This window comes from Pseudarthrobacter equi (assembly GCF_900105535.1).
Taxonomy (GTDB): Bacteria; Actinomycetota; Actinomycetes; order Actinomycetales; family Micrococcaceae; genus Arthrobacter; species Arthrobacter equi.
In genome coordinates this window covers 321,349-340,587 of the sequence record NZ_LT629779.1, presented here as the reverse complement: position 1 = coordinate 340,587, position 19,239 = coordinate 321,349, and the positions used below count along the sequence as shown (strand labels likewise).

Sequence of the window (19,239 nt, the reverse complement as noted above, 5' to 3'; positions counted from 1 at the left end):
CCTGTTAATAAGGTATAGATGCGGGGATCAGGAGTCGCGCTGCTGCTGCTTGATGCGGTTGGTCAGCTCCGTGACCTGGTTGTAGATCACACGCCGCTCGGCCATCAGCTCACGGATCTTCCGGTCTGCATGGATGACTGTGGTGTGATCGCGGCCGCCGAGTTCCTGGCCAATCTTGGGGAGGGACATGTCCGTCAGTTCGCGGCAGAGGTACATGGCGATCTGCCGGGCGGTGACCAGTGTCCGGGTCCGGGACTTGCTGCAGAGCTCTTCCATGCTGAGTTTGAAGTAGTCAGCCGTCTGCTGCAGGATCTGGCCGGATGTGATTTCCTGGGCGCCGTCGTCGGTGATGAGGTCCTTCAGGACCATTTCGGCGAGGGCTACGTCGACTGGCTGCCGGTTCAGGCTGGCGAATGCGGTGACGCGGATGAGCGCGCCCTCAAGTTCGCGGATGTTGCTCGAGATCTTGGATGCGATGTACTCCAGCGCGTCGTCCGGCGCGGACAGTCCCTCGCTGAGGGCCTTCTTGCGGAGGATGGCGATGCGGGTTTCCAATTCAGGGGGCTGGATGTCCGTCAGCAGGCCCCACTCGAAGCGCGACTTCATCCGGTCCTCGAAACCGGCAAGCAGTTTGGGCGGCTGATCGGAAGTGATCACCACTTGCTTGTTGTTGTTGTGCAGCGAGTTGAAGGTGTGGAAGAACTCCTCCAGTGTCCGGTCCTTGCCGGCGAGGAACTGGATGTCGTCAATGAGCAGGACGTCCACGTTCCGGTATGTGGTCTTGAAGCTGGCGCCCTCGTCGTCCCGGATCGAGTTGATGAAGTCGTTGGTGAACTCCTCGGAATTCACGTACCGAACCCGGATGCCGCTGTAGAGCCGGCGGGCATAGTGCCCGATCGCGTGCAGCAGGTGTGTCTTGCCCAGGCCGGAGTCGCCGTAAATGAACAGCGGGTTGTAGGCCTTGGCAGGTGCTTCGGCGACGGCGACGGCAGCAGCGTGGGCGAAACGGTTGGATGAACCGATCACGAACGTGTCGAAGACATATTTGGGGTTGAGCCGGCCAAATTCGTGGGAGGTGCTTGGCAGCATGGGCTGCGGCTTCTGCTCGATCAGCTGGTCCTGCGCATAGGCAGGCTCAACCACGGGCTCGGGCTCTTTGTGGATGGGGACAAGATCGGTGTCGACGTCGATGGCGCACCTGATGTCCTCAGAGAAGACGTTGTGCAGGGCATCGTCCAGGGCGTCCTTGACCTGCGTCTGCAGCACCTCACGGGTGAGTTCGTTGGGAACGGCCACCAGGAGGGTCGATCCGATCAGGCCCTGGGCCTGGGCGAGGATGACAAAGCCACGCTGGCGCGGTGTTACCCGGTGGTCTTTCTCCAGCAGGCTGATAACGCGCCGCCAGGAACTTCCGACAGTATTGGCGTGGTTGGCTTCGTCTACTGTCATCAATCGGTTCCCTCAAAACTTGCTTTGCCCTGCATTACCTGCAGCCCCGGACCCGGAACCAAGATGCTGGCCCAGCTTCATCCACAGGGTTATGCACAGTCCGTGGATAATCGGCTACTGAGCCACTCTAGGGGATGAAAAGCCTAGAAGATAGCTGGGAAACTGCTTGTGGATAATTACACCGTTGTGGTTCGCTTTTGGCGCTTGTGAGCCACTTCATCCACAGGTGGTGAAGGGTAGTTAGACACAGCTGGGGATAGTGGAGGGGACCCCTCCCGGTTTGACTGCAGGGTCTAAATTGCCCTAACGTTGTGAAGTCCTTTGTGTCCGCTTTTTGGCCCCGACTGATTCTCCCAAGCGCACTGCGCCTGGGCAGCAGGGGGAAGCGTGCATATACAAAACTTAGCGTCGGCCAGTTCTTCCCCATTTTTGATCGGGTGGACGCACCTTTGATCCACTGGAGTAACTAACGTGAGCAAGCGGACTTTTCAGCCGAATAACCGCCGTCGAGCCAAGAAGCACGGCTTCCGCCTTCGTATGCGTACCCGTGCCGGCCGCGCCATCCTGGCAGCCCGCCGTGGCAAGGGCCGCACCGAGCTGTCGGCTTAAATAACTGACTTGTCGGTAGATACCTTCATTGCGAGTTTAAGGTGCTGGCCACCCGCAACCGCCTGAGGACTTCCACCGACTTTTCAACAACCGTACGTTCCGGTGTCCGCAATGGACGCCGGAACGTAGTGTTATATGCGGCAGCCATCGCTGCCGACGAACCCAGCCGGATCGGGTTCATCGTTTCCAAGAGTGTCGGGAACGCTGTGGTCAGGAACCTCGTTAAGAGGAGACTACGGGAAGCAGGTGCTGCCTCGCTGCGCGAACACGGCACCGGTCTCGCCATAGTGGTCAGGGCGCTGCCTGCGTCCGCTTCCGCCAGCTGGGACCAGCTGCTGGAGGACTATAACGCTGCACTTGAGTCGACGCTGAACCGGCTGGCCGGCCGCCCCCAAAGGGCTGCTGCCAAGGGTTCGGCTGGTACAACACAGAAGGGGACACCGCGTGCATAACGCCACCGCCGTCGTCGCCCATCTTCATCCTGTTCCCGCCGCCGTCCTGCTGTTTCTCTGGAACGCGCCCCGGAACATCCTCATTCTCCTGCTGAAGGCCTACCGCAAGGTGGTTTCACCCTTGTACGGCCAGGTCTGCCGGTTTTTTCCTTCATGCTCGGCTTACGCCCTTGAAGCTGTCACCGTCCACGGCGCTGTTAAAGGAACCTGGCTGGCTGCCCGCCGCCTGGGCCGCTGCCACCCATGGAACGCCGGCGGAGTGGACCACGTCCCCGCGGGCAAGCGGGAATGGCCTGAAAACCAGACCCCCACAATTGTTGTGCTGAACAACCCAGACAAGTACCTGGTTGCTCGGACTAATGAAGAAGGCCGCAGTGCGGCCTGACGAATAGGGATAAGTATGGACTTCTTTGGAACAATCATGGCCCCGTTCAAGTGGCTGGTTTCCATCATCATGATTGGATTCCACGATGGACTGAGCACCATCGGGATGCCCGCGGCGAACGGCTGGACCTGGACGCTGTCCATCATTGGGCTGGTGTTGGTGATCCGTGCCGCCCTGATCCCGGTGTTCGTCAAGCAGATCAAGGCACAGCGCGGCATGCAGCTGCTGCAGCCTGACCTGAAGAAGCTGCAGGACAAGTACAAGGGCAAGACCGATCAGCTCTCCCGCCAGGCCATGGCCCAGGAGCAGATGGCCATGTACAAGAAGCACGGGACCAACCCGTTCTCGGCCTGCCTTCCCATGCTGATCCAGATGCCTTTCTTCTTTGCACTCTTCCAGGTGCTGTCGGGAATCTCCCAGGCCAAGGACCAGGGCAACGGCATTGGCGCCATGAGCCACGAGCAGGTTGTCGAGTTCGATGCGTCGAGCATTTTTGGAGCTCCGCTGTCGGCCTCCTTGCTGCACGGCGGCGGTGGCGGCAACCAGACTGCCGTCTGGATCCTCTCCATCGTGATGATCCTCGCCATGACGGCGTCGCAGTTCATCACCCAGAAGCAGATCATGGCCAAGAACATGTCTGAAGAGGCGATGGCCAGCCCGTTCATGCGCCAGCAGAAGATGATGCTCTACATCCTGCCCATCGTCTTTGGTGTGGGTGGCATTAACTTCCCCATTGGTGTCCTGATCTACTGGACCACCACCAACCTTTGGACCATGGGCCAGCAGTTCTTCGTCATCCGCCGGATGCCCACGCCTGGTTCCCCTGCTGCCAAGGCCCTTGCTGAACGTCGGGCCGCCAAAGGCCTGCCCGCGCTGTCTATCCTGACCGGAAAGAAGGACGCCGCCGCCGAGGCTGAGGCAGAAGCCGCAGCCGCGATCGCCGAAGCCAAGGGACAGCGCGTACAGCCACAACGTAAGAACAGGAAGAAGAAGTAGATGTCAGCCGAGAGCACCGAACACGCCCTTTCCGAAGACGTGGTCGAGGACCGCGACGAGTCCGGCACTGCGGACGGTTCGTCCGTAAAACCTTCTGCTGCCAGCAGGCTGGAAGAAGAGGGCGACATCGCGGCTGACTACCTCGAGGAACTGCTGGACATCGCTGATATCGATGGCGATATCGACATCGAGGTCCGCAACGGCCGCACGTACATCTCCATCGTCGCCGAAGAGGAGACCGAAGGACTGGAGAGCCTGGTGGGTGAGGACGGTGAAGTCCTCGAGGCACTGCAGGAACTGACGCGTCTTGCAGTCCTGTCTGCCACTGAAAGCCGCTCGCGCCTGGTGCTGGACATCAACGGCTACCGGCAGGAACGTACCGGCCACCTGCAGAAGATTGCCGAAGACGCTGCTGCTTCGGTCAAGGAGACCGGCAAGCCCGTTGCCCTTGAGCCCATGAGTGCCTACGAGCGCAAGATTGTCCACGACGCCGTTGCCGACCTGGGACTCGTGAGCGAGTCCGAAGGCGAAGGCAACGGCCGCCATATCGTTGTATCCGCTGACTAGAGAATTGCTGCCGCTAACCATGGTTGACATCACGGCTGCCGAACTTCGGGCTGCTGAGAAGATTTTCGGCGATCGGCTGGATCTGGCAAAGCGCTACGTTGAGCACTTGGCAACCTCCGGAACTGAACGGGGCCTCATTGGTCCTCGGGAGATCCCACGCCTCTGGAGCCGCCACGTCCTCAACTGTGCCGTCATCGAAAGCGAGATTCCGCAGGGAAGCCACGTGGCGGATGTTGGAAGCGGTGCCGGGCTTCCGGGGCTGTGCCTGGCGATAGCCCGGCCGGATCTTGAACTGACCCTCATCGAACCCTTGGAACGCCGGGTAATTTGGCTCCAGGAAGTGGTTGACGACCTCGGCCTGGACAACGTCACGGTCATGCGTAGCCGCGCCGAGCTTGCCGTGGGCAATGTCGAAGCCGACGTCGTGACCGCCCGGGCCGTATCTGCCCTGACAAACCTTGCGGGACTGACCATCCCCCTGCTTGCCGGCAAGGGCGAAGTGATCGCCATCAAGGGCCGCAGTGCCGGTGAAGAGATCGAAAAAGCCGCCAAAGCCATCAGGAAACTGGGTGGCGTTGAGACATCAGTACTCACCGTGGGTGACAACCTCCTTGAGGAGCCCACCACGGTAGTACGCATCGTTGTAAACAAGCCCCAAAAGAAGTCCTAGTAAGGGCCCGGTGACCTCGGTCTGCCGGGTGCAGCAGTTAGGCTAGACAACGGCAGCAAAATTGGCTGAACGAGAGTGAGTGTGCCCCAGTGACAAGTAGTGAAGCCTCCACACAACGGATACCACCGTTTGTGACGCTGGGGTCAGCACGTTCTGTCTCTGGCCCGGTTAGTATTCCTGGACGAGGCGGAAACCACCCGAAACCGGTTGCGAGCAACTCTTCATCAGTACTTGTTTCACGTGAAACAACCGCTGCGGGTCGATCAAACGTTATCGATGCGATTGACGATTCCAGCCCCATTGCCCGCGAGCTCGCCCACGAGACCAAGCGGCGCGAAAAGCTGATGGGCCGCCGCCTTCCGCGACCCGAAAAGACCCGGATTTTCACTGTGTCGAACCAAAAGGGCGGTGTTGGCAAGACCACCACCACGGTGAATATCGCTGCCGCGCTGGCAGCTGCCGGGCTGAACGTGCTGGTCATCGACATCGACCCGCAGGGCAACGCTTCCACAGCCCTTGGCATCGAGCACCATGCCGACGTGGACAGCATCTACGACGTCCTCATCAATGACGTGGCGCTGGCAGATGTAGTGGCGCAGTGCCCCGACATGGAAAAGCTCATCTGCGCTCCTGCCACCATCCACCTCGCCGGGGCGGAAATCGAACTTGTGTCCCTCGTGGCGCGCGAACAGCGGCTGCGCCGGGCCATCGATGTCTACGCCAAGACCCGGGAAAAGAACGGTGAGGAACGGCTCGACTACATCTTCATCGACTGCCCGCCCAGCCTGGGCCTCCTGACGGTCAACGCGTTCTGCGCGGCCAATGAGGTCCTCATTCCCATCCAGTGCGAGTACTACGCGCTGGAAGGACTGAGCCAGCTGCTCAAGAACATTGAAATGATCCAGAAGCACCTGAACGCCGACTTGGTTGTTTCCACCATTCTGCTCACCATGTACGACGGCCGTACCAACCTTGCCGCCCAGGTTGCGGCGGAGGTCCGGACGCATTTCCCTGAGCAGGTGCTCTCCGCAGTGGTCCCCCGCTCTGTACGCATCTCCGAAGCGCCAAGCTACCAGCAGACTGTAATGACGTATGACCCTTCCTCCAGCGGTGCCCTGTCCTACCTGGAAGCCGCTGCTGAAATAGCAGAACGCTAAAATCTTCAATACTGCATCGACCGGAGTCGGGACTACGCCCGGCTCTACCACTGGAGGGATTTACCCATGAGCGAGAAGCGACGGGGCCTTGGCCGCGGACTTGGCGCGCTGATTCCTAGTTCGGGCGCGTCCAACGGTCAGGGCAACGGTGCCGCTGCGTCGCGTCCGGTGGATCTCTTCTTCCCGGAAGGCCGTAAAAAATCCGAGCCCGTTGAAGCTGAAGGCATGGGCAAGCCGGACGTGCCGTCAGTTGCAGCCCCACGTGAATCCGCGCCGGCCACGAAGAAAGCAGCACCCGCGAAGGCTCCAGCGCCGAAGAAACCTTCCGGTGCTGCGCGGGCCACAGGCAGCACCACAAAGAAGTCCGCAGCTGCCGCTGATGTTCCTGTGGTTGCAGATGCCGCTTCAGCCGCTCCGGATACGGTCCCAGCCACGCCGACGCCGATCCCGCAGGCGGTGGCTCCCGCGTCCGATGTGACTCCCTCGTCTCCCTCGACGGACAGTTCCCCGTCCGGTGAGGTGGCCGATGTCCGAGCCGCTGACAACGGGGTTGACTTGGTGGAGGTCCCGGGTGCCCACTTCGCCGAGATTTCTGTTGCGGACATCCATCCCAACCGGAAACAGCCGCGTTCAGTCTTCGACGAAGATGATATGGCGGAGCTTGTTCACTCTGTTCGTGAAATAGGCGTCCTCCAGCCAATTGTTGTCCGTAAATCAACTGAAGATGGTATCGAGCCGTATGAGCTCGTCATGGGCGAACGCCGCTGGCGGGCAGTGCAGGCAGCCGGCCTGGACACTATCCCGGCAATCGTCCGTGAAACGACTGACGATGACCTTCTGCGCGACGCCCTACTGGAGAACCTGCACCGTAGCCAGCTGAACCCGCTCGAAGAGGCAGCCGCGTACCAGCAGTTGCTGGAGGACTTCGGGACAACGCATGAGCAGCTGGCCGACAAGATCGGCCGTTCCCGACCACAGGTTTCCAACACCCTGCGCCTTCTGAAGCTCCCCCCGCTTGTACAGCGCCGGGTGGCAGCGGGTGTCCTCTCGGCCGGCCACGCGCGTGCACTGCTGTCCCTGCCGGACGCTGCTGCGATGGAGCGCCTGGCCCAGAAGATCGTCGCTGAGGGAATGTCTGTGCGGGCCACGGAAGAGGCTGTCACCCTTTACCAGGATCCGGCCACCCCGGCCAAGAACAATGTCCCCCGCCCCGGTGCGCGGCACGAGCGTCTTGATTACCTTGCATCTTCCCTTTCCGACCGGTTGGATACCAACGTCAAGATCTCCTTGGGCGTCCGCAAGGGTAAGGTCAGTATTGAGTTCGCCAGTGTTGAGGACTTGAACCGCATCATGGACGTTTTGGCGCCAGATTCGGCTAACTAGCTGTAGTGATCAACAGGAGGCTCGGTTCTTTTGAACCGGGCCTCCTGTCTTGTCTAACCTCAAGTACCGGGAGAGAAGCGTTCAGGCTGTACTTCCTGAACGCGAATCGTTCCAGCGCACGCGCGGCATGGGTGCGCGGACACGACTGTAACTTTCCGAGTGGACGCCGTGGCGCAGATTGAAGTGCACAGCCGAGATATCCGTCGCATGTATCTCAGTTCCACGAACCTGGTGCCGGTGGGTGCGGGTCCTCTTGGGACGGGCGTGTTTCACGTGAAACTTTGCCATTGTCGTCGGCTGTTGTGCGACCACTTTGGGTGCAGTTAGCGCGTCTTCATCGACTGCCGGGTGAGGGCTGCGACCGAAGGCAGGTGCCGGTCGAGAATCTTCCATTCACTTGGGGCATCTGGGCATCTGGACCGTAGAGCTCTTTGGACCGCTGCCCTCCTTTGTCGACGGAGGCCGGGTGTGCGGGCGGCCGAAGGATGCAGCGTGTCGTGCTGAGGACCGGAAGCAGGAATCCACCTCTACTGCATGCATCAGTATTCTTCGCGCAGGAACAGGACCGCAAACAGTCCTCAAGAATCTCTTGGATGGGCAGGCAAATACTCCAGCTCCTCACCTTAGTTTCATCCCCACCGTGCACGTCGGATCATGCGCGGTCGCTTCCGGAACGGGTTCTGTAGGCTCCATCTACTTCGAATCCTGATGCAGATCGGAACAGCTAAAGGCGCGCTGCACCTCGAGTAGCCGCTCAGTACGGGTAGCGTTGGGGTCGCTGATCATAGATTCTGATGCTGCTACCTCTGGAAGCGATAGCGCTCTGATGGGTTTTCGAGTGTTTTCAGGTACTTCCCAAGCGGTGAAAAGCCGAAAACTCGATGGCAAATACCTGGCTAGGTGACCTACCTGCGAATGTGTTTGGCGGTCGACATGTTGGTCAGGTTCGTAGCTTTAGTTCTGCCTCAAGGTCCTGTTGGGGTCGCTTGGAGGTAAGAATGTCGCTAGCCGCGGACTTCGTCAGTGGCGAGCTTTCCGCATCCCGTACTGGAAGTCTTAGATTTCTGGCCAATGTCTTCGCCCATTCTTTGGGTTCGTCGATCCCAGCCACAGCTCCGCTCGCTAATCGCGTCGACGGAGGGTGTTCGACACAGAGGTTCATGGAGCATCTCAAGTTGTTTCACGTGGAACATCCCCACTTACAGAGGCCACGGAGCGGATTGCTCGAAGACAACAGGTGAGGCCGGGCTCCGTGCCGGCAGCCTCGTCGACAAGGTACAAATATGGGAGCTGCTCTTGTCCTGGTGCTTTACGTGAAACGCAGAGCCTTGAAGACCTAGTTCCAACAGTCACAGTGACGATGAGGGGCAGGATGCCTCGGCAATATTGCCTACCACCACTACCCTGACAAAGCGGCGGAAGTCAGGGCAATGTTTCACGTGAAACTCGGAGCTGACGAGCATGATGCCCATCGGGGTGAGTGACCGTGGCACGGCAAGTCCTACCGGCAGCAACCCCCTGTCGTTAAAAATGCCGTGGCGCCCGGTACGGCGGCATGTTTCACGTGAAACGCCAACCAAGGACTCGCGTCCTTTCATATTCTGCAATCGGTCCTGGCCTGTATGCCGCGGCGCTCATAGCTTCTCGAACGCAGCCGGCCGTCATTCCCACCGGTGTCTTGCCACACTGGACCCGGCCTATCGTGGCCACAGGGGCATCCTGTGCTTCAATCCCGGCGGTGGGTGTAGCCGAGAACCGACCAGCCGACGGCAGCCACCGGGCACCAGCTACCAGACCCCAGATCACACCGGGAGAGCCCTATACCCAACGCGTTCCCTCCTGGGAAACTTCGGCGCCCAAGCCCGCCTCTGCGAGCTCCCAGGGCACTCTCAGCGGCTCTGGAAGTATGGCCTGCCGTGCAGGACGCATGCAGTGAACCTCCAGGGTACTCCTTAAGTCATCTGATGACTGAGGAGGCCGAGGCTCTACTGCACTCCGGTTGCGCAGGCGCTGCCTGCAATTGAGGGGCGGTGGGCAATGCTGGTTGGTTCGCTGGAGATATCGAAGAGCCGCCTAAGAAGACCATGCAGTCAGAGCCGAAGTGCATCCGGGGTGGTCGGACATTGGTCACTTTCACTTCGGCCGCGTTGGGCCTCCCTCCCCTGCACCTCAGTGCGTTTATCCAGCCGCATGCCCCGGACTGTTGACGACACGCTCCTAGACGCGCGTCTCGAGAGTGCGTGCATCTTCCGAGCGGCTGGTCCAGGCCCTGCGGCTTCATTGAGGAACTCGAGCATGCTTTTGATTGGCTCTGGGACTGTACGCATTCCGTTCAGGCAGTCTGTCGGCAGGCGCGGGTCCGCGGTGGGGCCGCGACACGTCGGCGGCTGGGCATCTCGTGCCTCGTCCTCCGGCAGTGATACCCGTCTGACGTCAGGGTCCTGCCGGGGCTTGAGACTGCATGAGGGCGGGGAGGCCGAGTCTCACCTGAGCTGTGGGCAGTAGTGGATAAACCTGTGGATAACAATGTGGATAGATCTGTGGACAAGACCAGGCTTTGGCTTCTCCTACCTTCTCATGCCGAGGAGAGACGGAACGCCTCTCACGACCAACCTGCGCCCAACAGGGAGCCGTTTCACGTGAAACGGAGCACGGACTTGAGGCCGCGTCAGAAGATTGCCGTTGGGGCACGTTCGCGCATCTAAAATAGTACGAATGTGGCTGATCCAGCGGCTCAAGTGCTGGTTTGCCCGGTGTGGACCAGCGGCTCGGAGCCAGCCAGATCCTTCAATGATCTGCGCCGTTCCCAATGACACGGCAGCCGGCGTTCCGCCACCCCAGGATACCCGCTGTGGCGCCTTGAAGTAGCTGTGGATAACTCTGTGGATTGAGGAGACGGTGGCTGTGGATAAAGTTGTGGGAAAGAACACGGCCGGGCACCCTTTCCTGCCTTGCTGCAGCAGCCGCCGATCACCCGAGTTGCGGTCGTGGGCTACGCACAGTCGCAATGGCACCGGCCACAGTCCATTGCGAGGTTCCCGGTTGGCTGATCAGTATCGGTCTCTTAGGGGTCGTCAGGGTCCCATATGGTTCGCCCGGTATGCCGCTATAAAAGACCCTCCGGCTCAATGAGGCATGCCGAGGACCATACGTGCCCGGTGGCCTATGGCCTTCACCCCTGTCTTCGGCGGGCCGCCTCTCCTGGTAGAGGCGGCGAGGTCCTGTCAGGTGAACTGCTGTTCGCTAGAGAAACGCGAACCTGCGGAGCCGCGGCGAACAGGCTTATGGCGTGGGGGTCCCGTCCGGCACTTGAAGAGCCGCCCTGGATCCGACAGTAGATGTCGAGTAAGTTGCAGTCTGGTCTGCTTCCCAAGACGGCATCACCTTCTATTGGGTCCTTGTTCAGCGGCATTCCTCACGCTGCATCGTGTCGGCTGGCAGGCCTGGGAAGCCTGCGGGCGCCAGAGTGTGACTCTTGAATGCTGCAGGATTGCGCCCTCCCGCACGGAGACGGATCCATGGACCGCTAGTAACAGCGTCTCTCTGGCTGGTAGGCAGTCTGGCGCAGCTCCCCCATTTGGAGACCTGGCGGTCGGCCGTCGCAACCTCTCTCATGCCCCGGGTTGTCGTCATCCTGGTGAACTACGAGCGATTCGCACGCGGTGCCCTTGATGATTTCGGTCCGCCTCCGAGCGAAAGCTCAGCACGCTTATAGGTTGGGCTCAGGACAATTCGTTTGCCAAGTTGGATGCACTCGCCTGTTAGCGCCCGTCCTGACTATAGTGATCGGGCGGATGATATGTTTCACGTGAAACGGGCCAGTCTCAGGAGCAGAGTATTGCGATCACAGGGTCGAGGCGGGTACTGCTTCCGTTTCACGTGAAATATCTGCTCACCTATCCGCATGTCTCACGGGGCTGCTATGGCTGCGACCGGCTCTTTGGCTGAACCTAGTCACCCTTTAGGTATGGCTCTGCAAGTTCTGACTACTATCAGGGACCCCATGACTGAGGGAGCTACTGGGTCATCTCGTCAACGCCGGGACGTAAGGCCGTAGGAGGCGGATGCGTGGCTGCTCGATTTGGGACTGTGTTTCACGTGAAACGTACCTAGTTGAGTGTCCTCTCCGGGGGCTTAGTGGCCCCTACTGTGAGCCACTTACCACCATAGGCGAAACACGAGTACGAGTACTGCGGCACTCTGTGTTGGCCGGCAACCTGAGTCCTAGATTCAGCTTTACGAGGCTGACTGACTATCGGAGGTATTGCGGCGGCATTTGCCGATTGCTGCGTCCACTCCTGCCCTTAGAGATGGTGACGGAATGATCCTCTTTGAATCGTCGCCCGGTATAGCCGGGCAAATGAGCGGTCCTCCAAGGCCATTGTTCGGCATTGTTGCTAGCTGCTACTTGATCGGATGCCTCCAGGCGTAGGTTATCTGACTAGAACGCGGTAGCCAGTTCCGTTCGTTCTGCTGGCACAGCGGGCGCCAGGTGGCAATGTTGCTGGCATGCGTGGCCTCCTCGCGCCAGTGCACGCAGACACCATACGGTCCCCCATGGGGATAGATCTCATCTGCATGCCAAGAATCCTCATTCTGAGCCTCAGCTCGCTGCTATGCTCATTCCGCGGCATGTGAAGACGCCGTGCAGCACTCGGTATCGCTGGTGTCTTTCGCAGGATCCCAATTGCCAAGGATCTGTCGAACGGACCGATAAGGCGCCATCCGCACGTCTCACGAAAATTGTCCTGTGCGAGTGGTTTCCAGCTGGTGAGGCAATGGAAGCGCCAGCGTTAGAAACCACTGAGCGCGATTTATGGTCCAGATTCAGCGCTGATAGGGAGCGGTTAATATTCGTTCAAGACCGATGCGGATGTTTCACGTGAAACTTTACGCCCCTTTGCCAGTCGCCCGGGTCAATCGCTGGGCAGTCCTATGGTGGCGCAATTTTCATACGACGGTGTTTGTCGCGATTCCAGGCATTCACCGTCGCCGTGATGAGCCGACTTCTCCGATACAAGCTCGAGAAGCCATATCCAGGCATTCTGAGGTGATTGTTGAGGCTACGGCGCCACAAGAGGGTTGCCGCGAATTTAGAGGCTGCAGATGCCGCTGCCTGGCATCAGTGTCCGGGTAGCCTCGCCTGAGGAGTCCCATCCAGCACGGAGCAGGGTCGGCGATGTTTCACGTGAAACACCACCGCTCGAACGCCGTTCCGAGGTCGATTGCCGAGGTCAACTTGCAAAGACAACCACTAGATATGGCGCTTCACCTTTGCTGCTGGCCGGTGAAACCGCATCAGGATGAGCGAGCAAAAAGAGTGGCCACCGCCAATAAGGCGATGGCCACTCAAAGAGCTGTCAACTCCCCTTTACGGGAGAAATCAGCTTAGGAAAGAACGTCAGCAAATTCCTTCTCAAAGAACTGCTTCGGCTTTGCACCGATGACCGTGTTCTTCACTTCGCCGCCCTGGAAGAGGTAAACGGCGGGGATGGAGGTAATGCCGTATTCGGCAGCGATGGCGGGGTTGTCATCGACGTTCACCTTGACGACGTCTACCTTCTCGCCGTATTCCACGGAGATCTCATCGAGGATGGGACCCAGCTTGCGGCAGGGACCGCACCATTCTGCCCAGAAGTCCACGATAACCGGCTTCTCCGAAGACAGTACGTCGGTGCCGAAACTTGCGTCAGTTACGTCTTTAGCGTTGCTCATAGCCACTCTTTCTTCTCGGTATGTTTTTCGTCGGTGCCTAGGCGGGAAGTTCCGCCAGGTAGTGTTCAACGTCAATTGCGGCCACACAGCCCGAACCGGAGGCGGTGATCGCCTGCCGGTAGGTGGGGTCCACGACATCGCCGGCTGCGAAGACACCGGGGATGCTGGTCTTGGAGCTCCTCCCTTGGACGGCGATGGTGCCTTCCGGGGTGAGATCAAGGACGTCCTTCACCAGGTCGGTCCGGGGGTCATTGCCGATGGCAACGAACACGCCCGTGACAGCGAGGTCCGTAACGCTGCCGTCAACGAGGTTCTTCAACTTCAGCGAGGTGACTTTCGATTCGCCGATGACGTCTTCCACGGTGCTGTTCCAGATGAACTTGATCTTGTCGTGGGCCAGCGCGCGGTCTGCCATGATCTTGGATGCCTTCAGGGAATCGCGGCGGTGCACCACGGTCACGGACCTGGCGAATTTCGTGAGGAAGAGAGCCTCCTCCATGGCGGAGTCGCCCCCACCAATGACGGCGATGTCCTGGTCCTTGAAAAAGAAACCGTCGCAGGTTGCGCACCAGCTCACGCCGTGGCCGGACAGCCGCTTTTCGTTGGGCAGGCCGAGCTCGCGGTAGGCGGAACCGGTGGAGAGGATGATGGACCGTGCCTTGAACGTCTCCCCCGTTGCGATGGTGACCGTCTTGACGGCGCCTTCGAGCTCCAGCGCGGTGACGTCCTCAAACTGGATCTCGGTTCCGAAGCGGGTGGCTTGCTTCTCGAAGTTCTCCATCAGGTCAGGACCCATGATGCCCTCGGGAAACCCCGGGTAGTTCTCCACGTCTGTGGTGTTCATGAGCTCGCCGCCGGCGGTAACCGAGCCTGCGAAGAGCAGGGGCTTGAGGTTGGCACGGGCAGTGTAGACGGCTGCCGTGTAACCCGCCGGGCCTGAGCCGACAATGATGACATCACGTACTTCGGACGCGGTGGTTTCTGCGATGGTCACTGAACGGTGAACCTCTTCCTTGTTCGACGCGCCTCCGTGTGGAGGCCGGCCACATGGCACAACTGCTTCTGGATGCTGAATATTCCGGCGTCCGGGCAGAGAAGATCACAGACATACGGAATGGAGCTATCTCAGCAGGACGCTCTTTCCAGATTACAGGGCATGCCCGGGCTGGGGCGCAGAGGTTACCGTGACCGGCTACTGAACCTTGATTTCGGCGAGGCGGAGACCGTAGCCGTAGCGGGTCTTGGGTGCTGCGAGCTTGGGAAGCGCATTGATTGCGACGATGACGTACTGGGCCTTGACGGGTTCAGCCAGCGGCAGGTTCAGGTCACCGGAGGTGAAGCTGTTGGTTCCCACGGACTTGGCGCCGTCAAGCGATGGCCGGTCGTTGGTGTAGACGGTCATGCTTCCGCCCGATCCCCCAAGCTGCGAGAGCGTGATGGAGGAAACGGTGGCTGCACTCTTCAGTTTGACCGCAAGCGTCACGCCGTCGGGAGCGAGTCCGCCCCAGTTCTCGGTGGCGAATTCCATATCCGACCAGTAGCTGGCGGCGTTGCCGTCATAGGCCTTGACCAGGTCGCCGTCGAAGGTGGCAGCAAAGTCGAAGTTACCCTGGCGGGTCACACTTTCAATCGCCGGGGGAACTGCCGGTGCAGCGGACGTGGGCGCCTGCGTGGGAGCTGCCGACGCCTCGGGAGCGCCAGTTGTAGCTGCTGGCGCGGGGCTTCCGGCCTGCGGCTGCGTGAAGAGGCTGCCCAGGTTTGTCACGGCAAAAATCAGTCCGGCGATGAGGACAACTGCCAGGAGTCCTCCAACGAGCCACCGCATGGACCGCGGTTCGCGCCCTGTGTCGTCCTGGTCGTCGTCGTAATCATCGCGGTCATCATCATCGCCGCGGCCGGCGAAGGACGCGCCAGCGGCCGCCGGTGCTGCTGCCCTGGCGAAGAGTGCGCTCTTCTTGTTGGACGGCGCGCGCTCCTCAACAGGCTCTTCCTCGTACTGGTAGTCGTAGTCGTCCTGGGTGTCCGCCTGCGCATAGTCGTCGTCGGACCACAGGGAAACCTTCGGCCGCCCGGAGTCAGAGGCCCCGGCGTGCCCGCTGCCGGTGGTTTCGGGCACGGAACGGCCGGCAGGAGGCTGCACGGGATGAGCGGCAGTGGCTTCGGGATCAGCCGGCGCGGAAGCCGGCGCACGGCCAGCAGCTGCGGTTCCACCAGCACCCGCGGCCGCGCCAGCAGCACCAGCAGCAACGCCAGCACCGGCGGCAGCTGCAGCGCCGGAACCGCTGTTGCGGGCGGCGGCAGGTGCGGCATTCGGTGCCGCGGCGGGACGCACCGGAGGCTTGGGCGGCACGGCAGGAGCATCCCGGTAGGGATCCACCTGGCTGGGGTGCGTGTCCGAGTAATTGATGTAGCCGGCCTCGACGTTTTCTTCGTCGTCATACGGTTCCGGCTCGTACGAGCGGGCCTGGCCGAAGATCTCGCTGCCCAGCGTGTCGGTGAAGAACGGCTCCACATAGGGCGGGTTGGAAGCCACCACGAGGTCCAGCAGGTCTGCCGCGGACGTGTGGTTGGTGATGAGGTACGTGGCGGCCTCGGTGACGCCAAGATCCAGCACCTGCACAGTGCCGGGGCGTTCGCCCGTGGCAACTTCGCGTGCGCTCTGGGCCACCTGCTCGGTGTTCTGGGGTCCGGCAACCAGGATGCTGACCGGGCGGTTGAGGACCTGGTCCACACCATCCAGCACCAGATCGTGGTCATGAGAGGTCAATACCGTGGCTGTGACCTTGTAGCGGCCGCCCAGTACTGATCCGACATCGATCGGGTTGGACACGTGTTCCTCCTAGATTTTCCGGGATTCCGGCATGGATGATCGTGCCGTCCGCGGACGGCAGGATGGCGGTCTCCCGGATACAACTTCCCCCTGTACCTCTCCGATCCTAGCGGATTGAGGGTGGGCGGCTGCGGAGAACGAAGCCCCGAAACAGCGTCAAAGTCACTTTTTCCGGGGGCGCCGGTGGCTGAAATAGGGGTTCTGGCCCGCCTTGCCCTGGAAAGTGCGCCGGCCCGGCAGCGGAATTTGCTCACGGAGCAATCCGCCGCGCGCGGTGCTGGACTGGTCCTCTCCGGGCAGGTAGCTGCCGTCGTCCGGTCCCGAGGCGCCGTCGTCGTAATGCGCGCTGGGGGTTTCCCGCTCAGGCTCCGGACCTGCCCTGAACGACACAGCATCAAACTCACCGGAAATCCGGGGAATGAGACCCGTATCCACCGAGGTGGTGGCACGGGCGGGACGCTCCGCTGCCGGCCCGGCTTCCACTGAGGGGGTTCCCTCGGGAGCGGACGACGGCGGGACCCCGCCCGCCGCTGCGGGCGCCACCTGGCCGCCACGTCCAAGCCGTCCGAGCAGGGGCCGCAGCATGTCCGTCAGCTCGGAGACGCGGAACAGCCTGAGCAGCAGGAAGTACACAGCCAGCATCACTGGCCCCACGACGGCAAGCGTCACGAGTGCCTGGAGGCGCCCGCTCCAGGCGAAACCGTCCGGGCTGTAGCTGCCCATCAGCCACAGGGCACCGGCACCCGCGATGGCCGCACCCAGGGCGGCGTAGCCCATGCGGATGTAGGCATTGGCAATCCGCGGACCGTCAAGGCTGCCCAGGAGGCGCCGCAGGAAGAACGCGCTGATCACTACGGAGAGGATATTGCCCACCATGTACAGGACGGCGATCGCGTAGATGATCTGGCCCACCGGCATGAACTGGATGGCGAAGGCGCCCACCACGTACACCACCGCCAGCAGCAGCTGGACGTAGAACGGGGTGCGCGCATCCTCATTGGCGTAGAAGACGCGGGACATCATGAAGTTGGCACTCATGAAGGGGGTGCTGAGGGCCAGGATGGTGAGCGTCTGGGCCAGCATCACGCCGTCGTTGCGCGAGCCGCCGGAGAAGAACATACCCAGTGGGCCGGCCAGGGCAAAGAGTGCCAGGGCACCGAAAACGGTGGCGACGGCCATGGTCCGCAGGCCGTGGGAGAGGGCATCCCGCAGCTCCGCCCGGTTGCCGTCCTGGGAGGCCCGGGTCATCCGGTTGAAGAGGACCGTGGCCAGGGACAGGGCGATGATCGAGTGCGGCAGCAGGTACAGCTGGCTGGCCACCTCCAGCACCGCGTTGCCGGGCAGCATGTCCGCGGCGGGATTGTCCGCCTCCGCGAGGCGGAGGCGTTCGGCGCCGGGGATGGTGGCGATGCGCATGACGTAGAGGAAGGCGAGCTGCCCGACGGCGGCCGTCAGCAGGGTCCAGACGCTCAGCTTGGCTGCCTGGCCCAGTCCCACGCCCCGCCACCCGAACCGTGGGCGGAGGCCAAGCTTTAGCCGGAAGACCGGGATCATCAGGATGGCCGTCTGGGCCAGCACCCCGATGGTGGAGAATCCTGCAATGAACAACGTCTGCGTTGACCCCCAGTTGGCCAGGGTGTGCGGGCTGAACTCGTTGGTGCCGAAGATCCAGATAAACATCCCCAGGCCGGCGATAGCCACCAGGTTGTTCAGGATGGGCGCCCACATGGCCGGCCCGAAAGCCCCGTTGGCATTGAGGACCTGGGTGAGGAGGGCGTACAGGCCGTAGAAGAAGATCTGGGGCAGGCACCAGAACGCGAAGGTGACAGCCAGGGCTTTTTGCTGCGGACTGTATCCCTGCGTGGTGACATCGATGACCAGCGGGGCCGCCAGCGTCACCAATGCCGTCAGGCCGAGCAACAGCAGGACTGCAAGGGTAAGGAGGCGGCTGATGTAGTCCGCTCCCCTGTCCGGAGCCTTGCTGGCCTTGATGATCTGCGGCACCAGGACGGCGTTGAAGACACCGCCGGCCACCAGCAGGAAGATCAGGTTGGGCAGGTTGTTGGCGTTGATGAATGTGTCGTTGACCGTGGAGCCGAGGCCGAGGGCCGTTCCGAGCATCCAGGTCTTGCCGAAGCCCAGGAACCGGGATACCAGGGTGCCGGCGGCCATGATAGCGCTGGAGCGGGTTTCGCTGGCTCCTGAAGACGCCGGTGCGGTGGCCGGAGCCGCAGGTTCTTCGGGGAGGCCTTCCGGCGCGGCATTGCCGGTCCGGCCCGCTTTGTCGGAAGGAAAGTTGGTAGCTGACATCGAGTTCATCGTCTCACCCGGAGGCGCTTAACACCGCAACGCCGCTGTGGGTTGGGCCGGCCTGGCGTCAGAGGTGGCCGGGCAGGACCTCGCGTGCGAGGTCGGCGATGCGCCGCTCATTGGGGAAGGAAAGCTTCCTGGCCAGCTCCTGGATGGGGACCCAGGCAACGTCCACGGCCTCCTGGTCGGGATCGTTCTCGATGGTCAGTTCACCGCCGGTGGCACGCAGCAGGTAGTGGTGCACGGTCTTGTGGACCCGGTGCCCGCTGACGGTAAACCAGTAGTCGATGCTGCCCAGGGGGGCCAGGATGGTGCCCTCGATGCCGGTTTCCTCGGCGATTTCTCGGACCGCCGCCTCTTCATTGTTCTCTTTGCCCTCCGGGTGGCCCTTGGGCAGGCACCACTCGAGGCGTCCCCCGCGGTTAAGGCGGGCGATAATCGCAACCCGAAGCTCGGCGTCGGACGTGTCAACCACCACGCCGCCGGCGGAAACTTCCTCCACCGTTGGCAGCGACGCCGGCGCCGAGTGCGGGGCAGGGGCAACGTGCGCACCGATTGCCGACGGCAATGGTGCGTTTGTCCTCCTGCCTGGAGCGCTCGGTACTGGATGGGCCATGGAGTCCACTCTAACGACTGTTGCCCGTTCGTGATGACCGGAACATGACGCAAACATGGACGGCATATGACGCAGTTTCGCGGCGGCCCGGGAATCCCAC

Annotated in this window: 14 protein-coding genes; 8 read left to right on the top strand and 6 right to left on the bottom strand. The window is 61.4% G+C overall.

The window, feature by feature from the left end; genetic code table 11:
* Positions 1 to 27 precede the first annotated feature (27 nt).
* On the bottom strand, positions 28 to 1,449 hold the full coding sequence (gene dnaA / locus BLT71_RS01450; RefSeq protein ID WP_056080258.1) for a chromosomal replication initiator protein DnaA: 1,422 nt from the start codon (positions 1,447 to 1,449) through the stop codon (positions 28 to 30).
* Positions 1,450 to 1,920: 471 nt separating this feature from the next.
* On the opposite strand from dnaA, the gene rpmH reads away from it, so the two are divergent.
* The 8 genes from rpmH to BLT71_RS01410 all read left to right on the top strand — a co-directional run bounded on the left by rpmH (position 1,921) and on the right by BLT71_RS01410 (position 7,668).
* Positions 1,921 to 2,058, top strand: coding sequence for a 50S ribosomal protein L34 (rpmH, locus tag BLT71_RS01445; RefSeq protein ID WP_003800212.1), 138 nt, complete (start codon positions 1,921 to 1,923; stop codon positions 2,056 to 2,058).
* Positions 2,059 to 2,099: 41 nt separating this feature from the next.
* A complete protein-coding gene (gene rnpA, locus BLT71_RS01440; protein WP_091716941.1) occupies positions 2,100 to 2,510 on the top strand; it encodes a ribonuclease P protein component in 411 nt (136 codons plus the stop codon).
* Entirely contained in the window at positions 2,503 to 2,895 is a 393-nt protein-coding gene (gene yidD / locus BLT71_RS01435; protein WP_172829889.1) for a membrane protein insertion efficiency factor YidD, read from the top strand. Before rnpA ends, yidD begins: the two co-directional genes overlap by 8 nt.
* Before the next feature lie 15 nt (positions 2,896 to 2,910).
* Positions 2,911 to 3,891 (top strand): membrane protein insertase YidC, encoded by a 981-nt coding sequence (yidC, locus tag BLT71_RS01430; protein ID WP_091716937.1) that lies wholly within the window; start codon positions 2,911 to 2,913, stop codon positions 3,889 to 3,891.
* Positions 3,892 to 4,458, top strand: a complete 567-nt coding sequence (locus BLT71_RS01425; protein ID WP_091716935.1) for a Jag family protein — start codon at positions 3,892 to 3,894, stop codon at positions 4,456 to 4,458.
* Between the two features lie 19 nt (positions 4,459 to 4,477).
* Positions 4,478 to 5,128, top strand: coding sequence for a 16S rRNA (guanine(527)-N(7))-methyltransferase RsmG (gene rsmG, locus BLT71_RS01420; protein ID WP_091716933.1), 651 nt, complete (start codon positions 4,478 to 4,480; stop codon positions 5,126 to 5,128).
* An 89-nt stretch (positions 5,129 to 5,217) separates the two neighbouring features.
* Complete coding sequence (locus tag BLT71_RS01415) at positions 5,218 to 6,285, top strand: ParA family protein (protein WP_269457149.1); 1,068 nt, start codon at positions 5,218 to 5,220, stop codon at positions 6,283 to 6,285.
* Between the two features lie 66 nt (positions 6,286 to 6,351).
* Entirely contained in the window at positions 6,352 to 7,668 is a 1,317-nt protein-coding gene (locus tag BLT71_RS01410) for a ParB/RepB/Spo0J family partition protein (RefSeq protein ID WP_091716931.1), read from the top strand.
* Between the two features lie 5,388 nt (positions 7,669 to 13,056).
* On the opposite strand, the gene trxA is transcribed toward BLT71_RS01410, so the two are convergent.
* From trxA to BLT71_RS01385, 5 genes are all read right to left on the bottom strand, one after another.
* Positions 13,057 to 13,383, bottom strand: coding sequence for a thioredoxin (trxA, locus tag BLT71_RS01405; RefSeq protein ID WP_015939073.1), 327 nt, complete (start codon positions 13,381 to 13,383; stop codon positions 13,057 to 13,059).
* Between the two features lie 37 nt (positions 13,384 to 13,420).
* Positions 13,421 to 14,377 (bottom strand): thioredoxin-disulfide reductase, encoded by a 957-nt coding sequence (gene trxB, locus BLT71_RS01400; protein ID WP_091716930.1) that lies wholly within the window; start codon positions 14,375 to 14,377, stop codon positions 13,421 to 13,423.
* Between the two features lie 198 nt (positions 14,378 to 14,575).
* Positions 14,576 to 16,213 carry a protein kinase family protein gene (locus BLT71_RS01395; RefSeq protein ID WP_091716928.1) on the bottom strand — a complete coding sequence of 546 codons (1,638 nt, stop codon included), beginning with the start codon at positions 16,211 to 16,213 and terminating at the stop codon, positions 14,576 to 14,578.
* Positions 16,214 to 16,375: 162 nt separating this feature from the next.
* A complete protein-coding gene (gene murJ, locus BLT71_RS01390; protein ID WP_091716925.1) occupies positions 16,376 to 18,523 on the bottom strand; it encodes a murein biosynthesis integral membrane protein MurJ in 2,148 nt (715 codons plus the stop codon).
* Positions 18,524 to 18,590: 67 nt separating this feature from the next.
* Complete coding sequence (locus BLT71_RS01385; RefSeq protein WP_091716923.1) at positions 18,591 to 19,091, bottom strand: NUDIX hydrolase; 501 nt, start codon at positions 19,089 to 19,091, stop codon at positions 18,591 to 18,593.
* Between the last annotated feature and the right edge of the window lie 148 nt (positions 19,092 to 19,239).

What these genes read in the sequence shown, in the direction of transcription:
- dnaA (WP_056080258.1), bottom strand. Translation starts at nt 1,449, where the DNA reads ATGACAGTAGACGAAGCCAACCACGCCAATACTGTCGGAAGTTCCTGG.
- BLT71_RS01425 (WP_091716935.1), top strand. Translation starts at nt 3,892, where the DNA reads ATGTCAGCCGAGAGCACCGAACACGCCCTTTCCGAAGACGTGGTCGAG.
- yidC (WP_091716937.1), top strand. Translation starts at nt 2,911, where the DNA reads ATGGACTTCTTTGGAACAATCATGGCCCCGTTCAAGTGGCTGGTTTCC.
- BLT71_RS01410 (WP_091716931.1), top strand. Translation starts at nt 6,352, where the DNA reads ATGAGCGAGAAGCGACGGGGCCTTGGCCGCGGACTTGGCGCGCTGATT.
- murJ (WP_091716925.1), bottom strand. Translation starts at nt 18,523, where the DNA reads ATGTCAGCTACCAACTTTCCTTCCGACAAAGCGGGCCGGACCGGCAAT.
- rsmG (WP_091716933.1), top strand. Translation starts at nt 4,478, where the DNA reads ATGGTTGACATCACGGCTGCCGAACTTCGGGCTGCTGAGAAGATTTTC.
- trxA (WP_015939073.1), bottom strand. Translation starts at nt 13,383, where the DNA reads ATGAGCAACGCTAAAGACGTAACTGACGCAAGTTTCGGCACCGACGTA.